Annotated in this window: 12 protein-coding genes; 3 read left to right on the forward strand and 9 right to left on the reverse strand. The window is 57.0% G+C overall.

What is annotated here, in order from left to right:
• Positions 1-16: 16 nt before the first annotated feature.
• From NIM72_RS05065 to NIM72_RS05075, 3 genes are all read right to left on the reverse strand, one after another.
• Complete coding sequence (locus tag NIM72_RS05065) at positions 17-826, reverse strand: Brp/Blh family beta-carotene 15,15'-dioxygenase (protein ID WP_253419097.1); 810 nt, start codon at positions 824-826, stop codon at positions 17-19.
• A complete protein-coding gene (locus NIM72_RS05070) occupies positions 823-1,536 on the reverse strand; it encodes a bacteriorhodopsin (RefSeq protein WP_161735922.1) in 714 nt (237 codons plus the stop codon). The genes NIM72_RS05065 and NIM72_RS05070 overlap by 4 nt, the downstream gene beginning before the upstream one ends.
• Positions 1,537-2,195: 659 nt before the next feature.
• A complete protein-coding gene (locus NIM72_RS05075) occupies positions 2,196-3,296 on the reverse strand; it encodes a mechanosensitive ion channel family protein (RefSeq protein WP_222925311.1) in 1,101 nt (366 codons plus the stop codon).
• A gap of 416 nt (positions 3,297-3,712) precedes the next feature.
• Here NIM72_RS05075 and NIM72_RS05080 point away from each other — a divergent pair, with 416 nt between their 5' ends.
• Positions 3,713-5,899 (forward strand): bifunctional diguanylate cyclase/phosphodiesterase, encoded by a 2,187-nt coding sequence (locus tag NIM72_RS05080; protein ID WP_253419113.1) that lies wholly within the window; start codon positions 3,713-3,715, stop codon positions 5,897-5,899.
• 93 nt (positions 5,900-5,992) lie between these two features.
• Here the strand turns inward: NIM72_RS05080 and NIM72_RS05085 are convergent, their stop codons facing one another.
• The 3 genes from NIM72_RS05085 to NIM72_RS05095 are packed head-to-tail and all read right to left on the reverse strand — an operon-like array spanning position 5,993 to position 9,409.
• Positions 5,993-6,679: a cysteine hydrolase family protein gene (locus NIM72_RS05085; protein WP_161735926.1), complete on the reverse strand. Its 687-nt coding sequence runs from the start codon at positions 6,677-6,679 to the stop codon at positions 5,993-5,995.
• Positions 6,660-7,976 carry a cytosine permease gene (locus NIM72_RS05090; RefSeq protein WP_161735927.1) on the reverse strand — a complete coding sequence of 439 codons (1,317 nt, stop codon included), beginning with the start codon at positions 7,974-7,976 and terminating at the stop codon, positions 6,660-6,662. The genes NIM72_RS05085 and NIM72_RS05090 overlap by 20 nt, the downstream gene beginning before the upstream one ends.
• The gene (locus NIM72_RS05095; protein ID WP_161735928.1) at positions 7,973-9,409 is read right to left on the reverse strand and encodes an amidase; all 1,437 of its coding nucleotides are present in this window, start codon (positions 9,407-9,409) and stop codon (positions 7,973-7,975) included. Before NIM72_RS05095 ends, NIM72_RS05090 begins: the two co-directional genes overlap by 4 nt.
• Positions 9,410-9,775: 366 nt before the next feature.
• On the opposite strand from NIM72_RS05095, the gene NIM72_RS05100 reads away from it, so the two are divergent.
• Complete coding sequence (locus NIM72_RS05100; RefSeq protein WP_161735929.1) at positions 9,776-10,345, forward strand: hypothetical protein; 570 nt, start codon at positions 9,776-9,778, stop codon at positions 10,343-10,345.
• Entirely contained in the window at positions 10,329-10,550 is a 222-nt protein-coding gene (locus NIM72_RS05105; RefSeq protein ID WP_010670899.1) for a hypothetical protein, read from the forward strand. The genes NIM72_RS05100 and NIM72_RS05105 overlap by 17 nt, the downstream gene beginning before the upstream one ends.
• Positions 10,551-10,642: 92 nt before the next feature.
• On the opposite strand, the gene NIM72_RS05110 is transcribed toward NIM72_RS05105, so the two are convergent.
• From NIM72_RS05110 to NIM72_RS05120, 3 genes are all read right to left on the reverse strand, one after another.
• Positions 10,643-11,485 (reverse strand): oxidoreductase, encoded by an 843-nt coding sequence (locus tag NIM72_RS05110; protein WP_161735930.1) that lies wholly within the window; start codon positions 11,483-11,485, stop codon positions 10,643-10,645.
• A gap of 98 nt (positions 11,486-11,583) precedes the next feature.
• Complete coding sequence (locus NIM72_RS05115; RefSeq protein WP_253419116.1) at positions 11,584-13,365, reverse strand: thiamine pyrophosphate-requiring protein; 1,782 nt, start codon at positions 13,363-13,365, stop codon at positions 11,584-11,586.
• Positions 13,366-13,427: 62 nt separating this feature from the next.
• Entirely contained in the window at positions 13,428-15,386 is a 1,959-nt protein-coding gene (locus tag NIM72_RS05120; RefSeq protein ID WP_222925304.1) for a hydantoinase B/oxoprolinase family protein, read from the reverse strand.
• Position 15,387: the final 1 nt, after the last annotated feature.

The following is a 15,387-nucleotide window of genomic DNA, read 5'->3' on the forward strand; positions in this document are numbered from 1 at the left end:
GTGCTGCACGATGGCTTTACGCTTCTTGCCGTGTTTCAAACCAGGGCGTAATGAGCATATGCGGAATCGCCAGTGCGGCCAGTGCCGCAAAAAGTGACTGAATTCCCGCTTTATCCGTGGGATGCATCATCGCGACGGTTCCCGCCGCCAGCAGAATGGCTGCCGTCAGTACCGGCCATGTGGCATGCAGGTAGCCTGTGTAGCTTTTGCATCCCAGCAGATCGCGCCGCTGCCGGGTTTGCGGGAGCGCATGCAAAATCAGAAAGCCCATTGAAAAACCGACGAAAGGCGGAAGGAGTAATAATGCCAGTGTACCGGCCAGAAGACGTCTGTCCCGGCGGAGTAAGCCCACAAAAATAAGGCCTGCTGCACAAACTCCCCCTGTGAGGGCAATGCCTGCAGCAAAAGAGTGTGGCAATGAAAATCCCAGCCCCGCCTCATGCAGAATTGTACTGAACGCCTGCAGATGCAAAGCAGCTGGCGTCGCTATCATGCTTATTCCCCGCGCCAGACGTTCAATGCTGCATCCATGAGGGGCATCCTCAAGTGCAAAGTGTATGGCTGAGGCCAGGAGAAAAACGGGCAGCGCCAGTGCCGGCGCACCGTGCCACCAGAACAGACAGAGCACAATGACCAGCCCATAGGCGGCAAGAAATGGAAACTGACGCTCGCGTTTCACGACGTCAAGATCGCTGGCACCGTGCGCCATGCCGATAAGGCCAATCGCTCCGGTCGCAAACAGCACCTGCCCGGCAAGAGGGCTGAAAGAGGCCGCCAGCGCTGCCCCCCACAGTCCTGCCCAGCCGAGCCGCACCTGGCCTCTCATCTCCTGACTGCACCAACAGGCACGGCATGAGAAAGGGCTTTCTTCATGTTAGCCGCGGCGTAGAAGGCATAGAAAACTTTTGCGATGATATCCAGAATCAGGAATGCCCAGACCGATGTCGCATCAGTAATGATGTTGAGCCCTTCCGGACCCACCAGAAAAACGATCGGATAGATAAACCATACGATGGTCAGCAAGGCCACATTTCTGTTATATGCACCTGCCAGCGCACTACCCCGCGTAGCGGCTATAGCACGCAGCGGTCCCCAGAGCAGATAAACAACGCCCAGAAATGCCGCGCATGACCACAGATACCAGACCCATTTCGCGACAGCATTTTCAGCCAGCGAAGAGACCAGACCGGTGACGATCATCATCACATCCAGCACAATGATGGCCGTGAGAAAGCCCGCCATTTCGCCCGGCTTACCCTGTTCATGGAAAGCCAGCATGACCAGCCCGGCCAGTAAAAGAGGCGTGGTGACAGACCAGTCAGCATAACGTGCCAGATACACTACCGTGCCACTGTCCAGCGTGAGGTTGCCAAATTCAAACGCCATGGCCAGATAAGCCGTGGCCGCAATAAACGGGACTGACGCGTGCACGAGTGTATGGTGGCCAAAAGGATATTTTTTGTCACCCGTCACGTAGATAATCAGTGATGCGATGGCCATGACCGAAAACCCAATCATGAATGCGGATTGATCCATTTTTCTCTCTCCTGTACTAAAACGCCGGTATCGCGCCAGCAATGCAGCGACAAATTATCGTTAATCAAGCAGGTTTATATTCATTCAACGAATATGCTGAAAGTATATGGTGATATTCGTCATCTGCTCAGGATGATTAACTCACAAGTTCTTATTTTTAAATAAACGGTTAAATTAACCTCTTTTATCAACCTGGTAAGCGTCTGATAAAAAATTCAATGTAAAGTTATGTTTCTCAGCGTTTCGCTTTACTTCCATAACCTCAAAAAAAGAGAAAGCAATCCTGCAAATAACCTATTGATTTAAGTCATATTTTTCATCATGGCGGTGGGTCAGACCTCTTATTTGCATAAACTGACAAAAGAGCAATAATTTTATTTTTCAGTGGTAAATATGAAATCGGGCGCTATGAGAATAGCGTGGTGAGGCGTTTCACATGGGTTCAATGGCATAAATAAAAACTGAATTCTGATGTCTGCCGATTAAACGTAAAACGATAAAAAGAAATAATGTCTAAAAGTTGCCCCCATCCTGCCCGTTATCTTATGCCCAATCCATAAGTGGGGAAAGAATGCGCAAACTTAATTTCTGGCTTATAAAATCGAAACGACAGCTGTATTTTTCTGCAAACCCAATTAAACTGCCGTTTCTCTCCTTCTCTAAATATTTTCTTCCATTACTGCTCTCCCCACCTTCTCCGACCCACTATCCGTCAGCGACGCCCTCACCTGTGGCAGGCTTTCCGGGTAATTCTGCTGAATAAACTCAATCATCTTTTCACGCACATAACAGCGCAAATCAAAGGCGATCGGGGAGTTCTGGGCGGTCATCAGCATCCTGATGGTCATGGTTTTCTCGGTGGTGTCGGTCACCTGAAGCACCGAGGTTTCCTGGTCCCAGAGTTTGGTTTCACTCAGGATTTTGTCGAAATGCTTACGCAATGGCTCCAGCGGCATCGAGTAATCCACATAGAGAAATACCGAGCCTAAAATCTGCGCGTTGTTGCGCGTCCAGTTCTGAAACGGATTCTCGGTGAAGTAAGTAATCGGCAGCACCAGACGGCGTAGATCCCAGATGCGCACCACCACATAGGTCAGGTTGATCTCTTCAATCCAGCCCCACTCCTTTTCCACCACCACTGCATCATCAATCTTAATCGGCTGGGTAAAGGCGATCTGAATACCGGCGAACAGGTTAACCAGCGACTTCTGTAAAGCGAAACCAATAATGATACCGGCCACACCCGCACCGGCCAGAATAGTGGTGCCGAATTTACGCACGCCGGGAAAACTCAGCAGAATCAGCGAAACACAGAACAGCACCAGGATGACAATAACGACTTTCTTGACATAGATAATCTGAGTACGGATTTTTCGCGCACGCAGGTTATTGGAAATATTAATGTCGTAGCGGATATAAAGCATATCCTGCGCCACGTTGGTCAGCCGGATTAAGACCGAGCAGAATGACATGATGATAAAAACGTTGATGATATTGGTGATGAGTTCAAGTGATTCAGGATGGAAATCGATGTAGTTAATCCCGACATTGATCATCAATAACGGCACGAAAAAGAACATCGAACCGCTAAGGTGCTTTTCCAGAGATTTGAACAGCTTTCTGTCACGGCCCTGCCAGTAGCGGATAAACGCGAGCAGGATAAGGCGGGCCAGGAAACCCAGAATAAAAGAAAGCGAGACGAGTAATACAACAGGTACCCATGACGGGAAACCAGATAACTCACCGAATAACAATGGCATTATTTTCCCTTTTCGTTAGCTGTCAGGCGCAGGCTGTCAGATAAGTGACCCACTCAGTAACCGTTGTCTGCACGGTTATCCATTCGTAACACAATCAGCGCTCATGAGTATGAACCATAGCAGCGAAGTTGGCAGGAAATGCGCGGTGATGGACTTGCGGCCGAATTCAGCCTGTCAGCCTTACCGCACAGGTCAGGGTTTACCATCCTGACCTTTATGCCCTCGGCATGACTGCCGCGCTCATTAAAATAACTGATAAAACGTACTCACTTTCTTTCCCTGACTGTCAGCCTGCCCCCGCCGCTCGTTAACAGAAAAACGCTCGCCTGCTCACTATCCATCAAGCTTTTCATGGAAGATCTGTTCCTATCTGCTAATTTTTAAGCTGTTCCCCTGCTGCTGAGAAAAACAACAATATGATTAACACCCTTAAACTTTCCTCTGATTTTCGCCACAGTTTTCTGCGCGAAGTGTTGGTGCCGCTGGTGGCTATCCTTGTGCTGACGTTTGCCGGTGCGGGTGCGGCACTATTTATTGGCACGTCACTGACCAATACTGAGGCCCGGCATCAGCAGCAGCGGATGATTGAGGCCTCTTTTTCGCAGAGTCTGAATGAGCATCTGCGCCAGTTGCATAGCCTGTCACGCTGGCGGCCCTTTGAGGAGCATCTGGCTGAGGGGAACAGCGACAGGTGGCTGGATGAGAACATCGGGCAGTGGCTGTATGAGATGTTCGGCCATCAGCTGATTATGGTGCTGGATGCGCAAAACCAGATCGTCAGAGTCTGGCGTGAAGGCCAGCCGGTTATGGAAGCGGACAACGGTCCGCTGATCGCCGAGGTGCTGCAAAACACGCTGATCCAGGATCCCAGGCGTCAGGATAACGCCGATTATGCCCGTGTTACCCAGCGAGCTGCGGCGCTGGCCGTGGGTAGCATCCAGCGGGATAGCAACGACCTGCCGCGTTTCCGGCTGGTGAGCCTGAAATTTCTCGACGACGGTTATCTGGCGAGCCTGGCGGAACGCAATCAGCTGGAGGGACTGCACTTTTCTGATGGCACATCTCAGTCCGGCACCAGCGCACGCTATCTGCTGATCGCGCAGGCGGGCGAGCCGGTTGGCTATCTCAACTGGATCCCCGCCCGCCCGGGTGCGCAGATGCTGCGCACCATCGGGCCGTCTACCGGGCTGGCGGTGCTGGCGATATCGCTGCTTTGTCTTTATATGGTACGGCGACTCTGGAACTCGTCAGTTAACCTCTCGCAATCGATGCTCAGGCTGGGCGCATCGGAAGCGCAGGCACAACATCTGGCATTTCATGACGTGCTGACCGGCCTGCCGAACCGCGCGCTGGTTGAAGACCGCTTAACCCAGGCGCTGGCCCTGGCGACGCGCAACGATCAGCGGGTAGCCTTGCTGCTGATCGATCTTGACCGCTTCAAGGCCGTCAACGATACCCACGGTCATCATGCTGGCGATGAGCTGATCATCGCGGTGGCGCAGCGCCTGAGTCGTATCGTGCGGGCCAGCGATACCGTGGGACGCATCGGGGGCGATGAATTTATCGTGGTGATGCCGGAGGTCGATAATATTGGTCAGGTGAATAGCCTGGCGCAGCGCATGATTGACGAGCTGGCTCAGCCGTTTACCCTGTTCGGCAGCGATGTCTGGAGCGGGGCCAGTATCGGACTGGCGCTGGCACCTAAAGACGGCATTGATCGGCTGGAGCTGATGCGCAAAGCCGATATCGCGCTGTATGAAGCCAAAAGCGGCGGGCGCGGCCGGTTTCGTCAGTTTGAACGGGCAATGGATGAGTCAGTGCAAACCCGGCAGACCATCGCCGCCGATCTGCGTACGGCGCTGCAAACCCGACAGGGACTGGAGGTATGGTATCAGCCACTGATGGACGTTGGCGGTCAGCAGATGGTCGGCATTGAAGCGCTGCTGCGCTGGCATCACCCGACGCGCGGCCTGATCGCACCCGGTGAATTTATCGCGATTGCCGAAGAGACCGGCCTGATTATCCCGCTGGGCGAATGGGTGCTGGCTGAAGCCTGTGCCACTCAGCAGCGCTTTCCCGATTTGCTGGTGGCTGTCAATGTCTCGCCCGTGCAGTTCCGCTCTACCGGCTTTGTTGACCGTGTAATGGCGATTGTCAGCCAGCACGGCGGTAACCCAAAGCGGCTGGAGCTGGAAATCACTGAGGGCGTATTAATCGAGGATGAACGCGAAGCACGCGAGATTATTGTGTCGCTGCGGGAAGCAGGCTTCCGCATCGCGCTGGATGACTTCGGCACCGGCTACTCCAGCCTCAACTACCTCAGCACCTTCCCGGTGGACAAAATCAAAATTGACCGCTCGTTCACCCAGTCGCTGGGCGTGGCGGAAAATTCCGTGGCGATTGTTGAATCCGTGGTGAAACTGGGCCATGCCATGGGGCTGATAGTGACGGCGGAGGGTGTCGAGACCGCCGGGCAGATGTCTGCACTGGCAGATGCAGGCTGTAATCAGCTGCAGGGCTATCTGTTCAGTCAGGCGGTACCCGCCGATCAGCTTGAAGCGCTGATGAGATTACCTGCGCCAGAGGATACGCAGCGCGAATAGTGCTGCGGATGGCCTGAGCGCATAACGGCGCTCAGGCCAGGCGGAATCGCCCTGAGAATCAGGGCAGCACCTCTTACTGTGGGATGCAAAACGCTACACGCCCAGGCTATCCAGCAGCGCGGCCGACGTAGCGACCGCGCCAAAGATGCCGCCCTGCATAGGGATCATGCTCAGCGCCGCCTCATGATGCCGCTGCTCGGTCGCAGCACAGCAATCGGAGAGCACCAGGCACTCAAAGCCGCGATCGTTGGCTTCGCGCAGCGTGGTATGGACGCAGACGTCGGTGGTAATACCGGTCAGGATCAGGTTACGGATGCCGCGACTGCGCAGAATCAGCTCCAGATCGGTGGCGTAAAACGATCCCTTCCCCGGTTTATCAATCACCACTTCCTCCGGCAACGGAGCCAGCTCCGGGATGATTTCCCAGCCCGGTTCACCGCGCACCAGAATACGGCCACAGGGTCCCACATCGCCGATCCCGGCGTTCATCCGTCGCGAGCGCCAGCGCTTGTTGGCGGGCAGATCGCTGAGGTCGGGCCGGTGTCCTTCACGGGTATGGATAATCGGAAACTGCCGGGCGCGCATCGCCGCCAGCACCTGCTGCAAAGGGACGATGGGCGCGCGGGTCAGGCTCACATCATAGCCCATGCTGTGGACATAGCCGCCGACACCACAGAAATCGGTCTGCATATCAATCACGATCAGCGCCGTGTCAGCCGGGCTAAAGCTGCCGTCAAACGGCCAGGCGTAGGGGGTCGAATTAACGCTGTAGTCGGGCATTGCTGTTCTCCATTACCGGGCGCGGCATGCGCATTTTACTGATCAGGGTGTAGCTGATGGCGGCGGTCATCAAACCGATCACCGCTTCACCGAACTGCGGGAAAGCCACATGGGCGATGACTGCACACAGGCTGCCAATCGCCCATGCGGCAAACGCGGTGCCACGGAAACGCTGCGCCGGACGCTGCTCGCTGATGCGCGCCATGAAAATCAAATCCACAATCATTACCGCACCAAACGGCGGCACCACAATGCCCAGCAGGCTGAGCCACTCCAGGAAGTAAGACCAGACTCCCGCCAGCGCCAGCACGCCGCCAATGGCACCGAGGATCAGCGTCCAGAGGCGCATTTTGCTGCTGAACAGATGGCTGAAACCCACCGCACCGTTGTAGAGACAGTGGGTGCAAACTGACCCCAGATTGATAAAGACAAACAGACAGGCCACCACCGACAGGAAGGCGCTGTGTCCCATCAGCATCGGCAGAAAGTTACCGCCGTTGGTCAGCGGATCAACCGCCGCGCCCACTGCCACAATCACCACGCCAAACAGATAGGAGATCACATTGGCGATCGGGAACGCAGAGAACGCGGCAATCACCGCCGAGCGGCCATTCTTCGACCAGCGGGTGAAGTCAGCGGTCATGGTGCCGGAGTCAGCAAAACCGGCCACCACCATAGTGACGGCGGTGCCCATGCTCATGGCACCGGCGGCGCTGGCGCTGCCCTTCCACTGCGTCACGATGGAGAAGTCGTGCTGTTTGCTGATCAGCCACAACGCCACCATCCCCAGCACCACAAACAGCGGCGCGGCGATCATCCCCAGTACCGACAGCGCCCGCACGCCCAGGAACGTAATACCTGTGTAAAGGATCATGGCAAAGGCGGTCACCGCCAGCGCATTCCAGCCAAAGGTCTGATTAATCACCGTGCCGGTGAGACCGGTCTGGAAGGCATACCAGCCGATCACCACCGTCGAGAGAAAACCGGAAACCAGGATGTAGCCTTTGCTGCCAAAGGTGCGTCTGGCCTGCAGAGCGAAGTTCATCCCGCTGTTACCGGCGTACCAGCTCAGCGCACCGACATAGGCGAACAGCACCAGGTTGCCCAGCAGAATGGCGATCAGCGCGGGCCAGAATCCCAGATGCCAGGTGATGATGCCGCCAAACAGCGCGTTGGTGAGGATCATCGGAAAGCCAAACCAGACCGCCGAGACGGAGCGGGTGGAATGACGGTGCGACAGCGGCACCGGCTCATGTTCAAACTCCTGCTCCAGCGCAGGTGTATCAGATGTTTTCATTGGGCGATTCCGGGTTGAAGGTGATTCCACGGCTGAATGCGCTCGAAAGCGGCACTGGCAGCCAGCACTAACGCATCATCAAGATGACGTCCGACAATCTGCATCCCGACGGGCAGGCCGCTGGCGGTAAAACCGGCGGGCACAGACGCAGCAGGCTGTCCGGTGAAGTTGAACGGGAAGCAGAACGAGAGCCAGTGATCGCTGCGGACCATGCGGCCATCAATGATCTCTGGTCCCTGCATCCCCAGCGGAAATGGCGGCACTGCCAGCGTCGGCGTGATCAGCAGATCAAAGCGCTGCATAAAGCGCCACAGGCTGTTGCTGACCGCTTTTCGGGTGGTGATGGCATCGGTGAAGTTTTCCGCCCGCCAGTCGCGCTGCAGCATGGCGACCAGATGCGGCGACATCTTGCTGTCCTGCTCCGCCATCATCTGGCGCATGCCGGTGAGATCGCTCTCCATCGCCACCAGCGCGCCAAAGGCGGCAGCCGGATCAGGGAAGCCGGGATCGGCCAGCTCCAGTTCAGCCCCGATTTCAGCGGCAAAACGCTGCACCGCCGCGCTGACCAGCGCCCGCACCTCCGGGTCAACAGCCACATAACCAAAATCTGCGCTAAAGGCGATGCGCAGTTTGCCAGGCAAATGCTCTGGTGCGCCCAGCCAGTCAACGTCGCAGCAAGGGATCGAGTGGCGGTCACGCATATCCGGCCCGGCCATCAGCGACATCATCAGGGCGGCATCGCGCACGCTGCGCGTCATCGGCCCGATATGCTCCAGTGACTCCCAGCTCGACACGCCGGGATAGCGCTCATCGCGGCAGCCGGGCCACAATGGCACCCGGCCCATTGACGCCTTAAAGCCAAAAATGCCGCAGTGCGCTGCCGGAATGCGTACCGAGCCGCCACCGTCGCTGCCCAGTGCAATCGGGCAGAGCCGCGCCGCTACCGCTGCGCCGGAACCTGCGCTGGAACCGCCTGGCGTCATTGCCCGATCCCAGGGATTGCGTGGTGACGGGAACAGCGGATTGTGTCCGACGCCGCTGTAACCAAACTCCGGCGCAGTCGTTTTGCCCAGCAGGACGGCGTCGGCGGCCAGCAACCGTTCCACCGTGATGTCGTCATCTTCCGGTACGAAATCTTTGTATGCCGCCGATCCGGAGGTGGTTCTGACGTTTGCGGTGCAGATTAAATCCTTCACCGCCAGCGGTACGCCCGCCAGCGCGCCCAGCGTTTCCCCGCGCACCCGTCGGGCATCCACTTCTCTGGCCTGTGCCATTGCCCGTTCAGGCGTCGGGGTACAAAAAGCCTGTATCGCCGGTTCCCGCTGTTCCATCCGCGCCAGCGCCGCCCCGGTCAGCTCGCACGCCGACACGTCCCCGCTGCGAATCAGAGCGGCCATCGTGGTGGCATCTTCGTCTAATAAGGAGTCAAACATGGGTTACCTCGCCAGAATTGTACCTGTCAGCGAGTGCATGAAGCGTGCCAGTTAGCGGTGATGCATCCGGTCTGAAACGGGGATGCCAGATGGAATACGGGCTGGGATACAAGATCGAATTCTTATGATGTTGGGGATGGGTGGCTGTTTATTTTTTCAGCACGATGATGGCGCAGGCCTGCGCGATAAAGGGGCGTAATAGCTGAATGGTTTGCGGGCTGGCTTACAAAACGATGTCGATAATCAGCAACAGCGGCCGATATGCTGGAATCAATAACCACATCTTTACCAGTGATGTTTGAGGTTACTGAGCAGGAGAGCAAAAATCGAGTTTCAGGGATTCATAAGCTGCGGCAGGGATGAGAAGTGCGCTTTGAAGAAGATATTTATCTTGAAAACTACGAAATCAGGCGAAAAAAATTCATTTACGATCGGCGTATTCATTACAGTTACGCGTTTGTTGCCGGTAATGAGAATTACACTGTCATCGTGGGCACGCTAATGGATGAACAGACCTTTACCCGCATCAAATACCAGTTGCCACCCGGTATCGCTTTTCCGGTTAACGGGCTGGCTGAAGTCTGTTTTGACGTGTTCGATGGTCTGGAGTGTCTGGGCGATTTCCGCCATATCAGCTTTGCAGGATTAGGGGGTGCTGTCGTTTTCAAAAGCGTACTCCTGGCGTTAATGGCACACCATGAAAGCTTCTTTATAGGCGGTTTTGTTTTCCAGGCTGCATCAGGAGAGATCGTCGACCGCAATCGCCCGACACCCCTTGAGGAGATCTATGACGCTTTGCTTGGGTTAAAAAATGAACTACGCTACAATCGCCGAACAGGGTTGCCGAAGAAAGCACCGCAACCTTTAATCCCGAAATATTTCCGGGCTTATAAAGTAGTGACTACAGGGAGAGCTTGCTATGTCGTTTTACGATAAATACGATGGCATCACAGATGCGGCTGATGCCGAGAACAGGGAGTTAAGGGCACTATTGATAGCTGAGTGGCTGGCCAGACCCGATCTGCCCGCCATTAAAGCCCAGTTAGCTCAGAGGAAAAAACGCTCCTCATCTGCCCTGTTGCGCCGCAAGCTGAAAGAGCTGAATGCGCGCGAAATGCAGAAAGCTAAGATCAGTGCTTAACGCTTAAAGGCCCGATAAACGGGCCTTTCGTATTTTTATCAGCTTCTGGCTCACACGCGGGCGGCTTTCCGCCACCCACAGCGCACTCACCTCTACTCCGGAAAATCCGTCTCCACTGACGTCTGTTTCCACGCTTCTATCTCAGCCAGACGCTCTTTGAGCTTGCTGGTAACGGCGTCATGGCCCCAGGCCCCCATCACCAGATGGCGTGGCGGGTTGTCATGTTCGGTGATGGCGATCATCGCCGCGGCGGCCCGTGCCGGATCGCCTTTCTGAGTACCGCTGTATTCGGCGGTGGCTTTCATCCGTGCGGCTGCAGTCTCTGCATAGTCCGGCAAGTTACTCGGCGTCTGATGCAGTGAGCGTCCGGCCCAGTCGGTGCGGAACGGACCGGGTTCGACGCAGGTAACGTGAATCCCCAACGGCCCCGCTTCCAGCGCCAGCGAGTCGGACCAGCCTTCCACCGCATGTTTGCTGGCAGAGTAGTAGCCTGAGCTGGCAAAGCCAATTAAGCCAGCCACAGAGGTGATGTTGATAACATGACCGCTGCGCGCTTTGCGCATCGCAGGCAGCACCGCGCGCGTCAGGGCGAACAGGCCAAAAACGTTGGCATCAAACTGGGCGCGAATTTCACTTTCCACACCCTCTTCCACCGAACTCTGGTAGCCGTAACCGGCGTTGTTTACCAGCACATCAATGGTGCCGAAGGTGTCTAAAGCTGCTTTGACGGCCTGGTCGATGCTCGCCTGCCGGGTCACATCCAGCGCCAACGCCAGTGCGTTGTCGTGTCCTTCAACCAGATCGGCGATGGACGACGTATCACGCGCCGTTACGACGACCTTAAAACCACGCGCGATGGTCTGCTGCGCCAGTTCACGACCAAAACCGGTTGAACATCCCGAGATTAACCAGACAGGGCTGGAATGAGCAGTCATGTTAAGACTCCCGTTAAGTATGATGAAGGGGTTTACGACCCGGACGCGAGTGCATCCGGGGATCAAGGTTAGCGAGGCGGAACCGCCCCACTTAGCCCTTAATGCTTTTTATGGAACAGCTGGCTGGCGGTGTCGCTGATGATCTGCGCCGCCCCGCGATCGCCTTTCACCATCGACGCCATAAAGGCTTTCGCCTGCTTAAAGGTGATATGCGGCGGTAACGGCGCAACTTCCGGATCGGTTTTCACCTCCAGCAAGACCGGGCGATCGGCGCTGAGCGCACGCTGCCATGCACCGGCCAGATCGTCAGGATTATCGACATAAATTCCGACCATCCCCAGCGACTGCGCAAACTCGGCATACTTCACGTCCGGCAACTGCTGCGAGGCGTCAAAGCGCGGATTACCCTCCATCACGCGTTGCTCCCAGGTGACCTGATTGAGATCCTGATTGTTGAACACGCAGACGATCAGGCGCGGATCGGCCCATTGTTGCCAGTATTTCTGGATGGTGATCAGCTCGGCCATGTTGTTCATCTGCATCGCGCCGTCACCTACCAGCGCCACCACCGGTTTCTCCGGGTGAGCAAATTTCGCGGCAATGGCGTAGGGCACCGCCGCGCCCATACAGGCCAGGCCGCCGGAGAGCGAAGCGCGCTGCCCCTGTTTCACCCGATAGTCGCGGGCGAACCAATTGGCGCAGGAGCCGGAATCCGAGGTAACAATGGCGTTGTCCGGCAACTGAGGCGACATCTCCCACACTACCCGCTGCGGATTGACCGGATTAGCGGGTGCCATGGCGCGCTCTTCCATCAGCGTCCACCAGTCACGTACCTGAACCGCGATAGCTTCCTGCCAGCTGCGATCCTCTTTGTGGGTTAGCAGCGGCAGCAGCGCACGCAGGGTTTCAGCCGCATCGCCATGCAGATTGACTTCGCTGGGATAGCGCAGGCCGAGCATGGCCGGGTCGATGTCAATCTGTACCGCACGCGCCTTGCCCTCTTCCGGCAGGAATTCTGTCCACGGGAAGCCGCTGCCGATCATTAGCAGGGTATCGCAGTTCTGCATTAAATCAGATGAGGGCTTCGTGCCCAGCAGGCCAATCGAACCGGTCACAAACGGCGCATCGTCCGGCAGCACATCTTTGCCCAGCAGCGCTTTTGCCACGCCCGCACCCAGCACATTGGCGACCTGAACCACTTCCACGGCGGCGTCGCGTGCGCCTGCCCCGATCAGAATCGCCACTTTTTTACCGGCGTTAAGCACCTCAGCGGCGCGTTGCAGATCCGCTTCGTAAGGAATGACTTTAGGACGTTGATAGCCGCTGCCGGAATGGGTAAAACCGTGCAGATGCTGCGGCGGCTGCCACTCTTCATCCTGAATATCTTTAGGGATGATGATCACCGCCACGCCATTTTGCGCTTTGGCGATGCGCACGCCACGGTCCAGCAGATGGCGCACCTGCGTTGAGGTCGAGGCTTCCTGAACAAAGTTGGCGACGTCCGAGAAGATGCGATCCAGATTCATCTCCTGCTGGTGACTGGCACCCCGCGCAGTCGCCTCTGCCTGTCCGGCAATGGCCAGCACGGGGGCATGGTCCATTTTGGCGTCATAGAGTCCGGTCAACAGATGGGTTGCGCCCGGTCCGCCAGTCGACAGGCAGACGCCCAGCTCACCGGTAAATTTTGCGTGTCCGGCCGCCATAAAGGCCGCCATCTCTTCATGACGCACCTGAATAAATTCGATGCCGTCCCCTTTGGCGTTTGCGCGCTGAATCGCCCCCAGCACGCCGTTAATCCCGTCTCCCGGATAGCCGTAAATGCGTGTGACGCCCCACTCTTTCAGGCGCTGGACAAAAAAATCACTGGTTTTCATGCTCATCGTCGCGTTTCCCCTCGTTGTCCTTACAGACTTAAAGCGTAGTAGACGATGAGCCATCACCGTTAACTGTTCGCCATTGCCGGGTATCGCTGACGCAAATCACTGAATATTTGCGCCATATCCGCCGTTTCGCCTGTCTCCTCCACCGCCCGGAATACCTGGGTTTTCAGGAAGTGACGCCAGCTCACCGGCGCGTTTGCCAGAAAGGCGGTCAGCAACTGATAACGCTGAGGCGTCCAGCACGTTTCGAAGCGACTCCGTGCTTCGCCGTGCTCAAAATGGTGTGCGACCTGCTGCGGCATGTCGGCGCGCAACCTTTCTGTCGCCGCCTGATCCACGCGGTTATCCACTACCACCACGCCATACTGCGCTCTGGCCGCCGCGACGCTGAGATACCCACAGCGCACATCCTGCATGACCGCCTCAACATCGCGCTGTGACGGCAGGCCGTAACCGCCTGCACCGGGTCCGCGCACGTCGACCACATCACCTGGCTGGCAGTGGATCACATCGGTGTTACCGTGATTAATGACTTCACCGTTGCGCCGGGTACGGAAGGTCGACAGCGCACCGCTCTGTCCGCCCACTACACCCGCCGAGGCAAACACTGACCGGTTACGGTTGCGCGCGGTAATGGTGGTGTTGGGCGAGAAAATCTCGAACGCCATTTCGGTCGCCAGGCCGCCGCGATAGCGACCGGCGCCGGCGCTGTCCTGCGCCAGTCCGTAGCGATGGAAGCGAATCGGCACTTCCGCTTCGTTGATCTCAATCGGGGTGTTTTTCAGAAAGGCGGAAAGCCCGCCAGAACCATCGGGTCCGTCATGATGCGGCGTGCCGCCCGCCCCACCGCCCACCGGCCCCAGTGAGGCGACTACGCTGCGGTTCTGCGTCTGAGTGCGGATGTTCATAATCGAGTTGCCGCCCGGTGAGTTCGCGGGCAGTCGGTCCGGCATCGCCAGCGAGAAGACGCCAATCGTCGCAATCTGCGACAGTGCACAGGTCAGCGAACGCATCCCCACTGCTGCAGGTGCTTCACAGTTCATCACCGTGCCTGGCGGCAGAATTGCCCGGGTTGGCCGCAGCGTACCGGCGTTAAGCAGCAGCGAACGGTCCAGCGTTGATAGCACATAGGTGACGCCCACCAGCGCCAGCGGATGCCGCTCGCGCCCGCCAGTCGGCATGTTCAGCGACGACGCCAGCTGCGGATCGCTGCCGGTGTAGTCCAGCTCCAGCCGGTCGCCCTGCACCCGCAGCGTAATGGCGATGCGACAGGGATAGCCGCCCTCGCCATCTTCATCGGCGTAGTCGGCGTAAAAGTATTCACCGTCGGGAATGGTACTGATAATCGTGCGCGCCTGCGCTTCGGCATAATCGAGAATGCCCTCAATGCCCTGCAAAAAATCATCAATGCCAAAGCGGGCAATGATGTCGTGGATTTTGCGCTCGCCCACGTTCACCGACGCCAGCTGCGCCTTGAAATCGCCCCAGTTCTGATCAGGCACCCGGACGTTGAGCCGCATAATGCTGGCGACCTCTTCGTTGAGCTGACCCTGTTGTATGATCTTCAGCGGCGGGATGCGAATACCCTCCTGCACGATATCGGTCAGCGAGCGCGACAGCGAGGCAGGCACTGCGCCGCCGACGTCGGTGTTGTGAATGTGACCGACCACGAAGCAGACAATTTCGCCCTGATGGAATACCGGCTTCCAGATGTGGATATCGGGCGAGTGAGTTGCCACGTTACCGGCGTAGGCGTCGTTGGTAATACAGATGTCGCCCTCGGCGTACTCCTCTATCAGCGCCAGCACCGGCGCATAGTCGATGCCGCTGTACCAGGGCGCGCCAAAGCTGCGCGGCGAGGCAAATGCCAGCCCGCTGCGGCTGACAATCTGGCAGGAGAAATCTTCCGTCTCTTTCACGAAAGTGGAGTGCGCGGTACGCATCAGCGTAAAGGCCATCGCATCAGCCGCAGCGGCGCAGTAGTTCGCCAGGATCTGTAAGTTACGTCCGTCAATCGCCATG

The sequence above is a fragment of the Pantoea sp. B550 genome (genome assembly GCF_024158165.1).
GTDB lineage: Bacteria > Pseudomonadota > Gammaproteobacteria > Enterobacterales > Enterobacteriaceae > Pantoea > Pantoea alfalfae.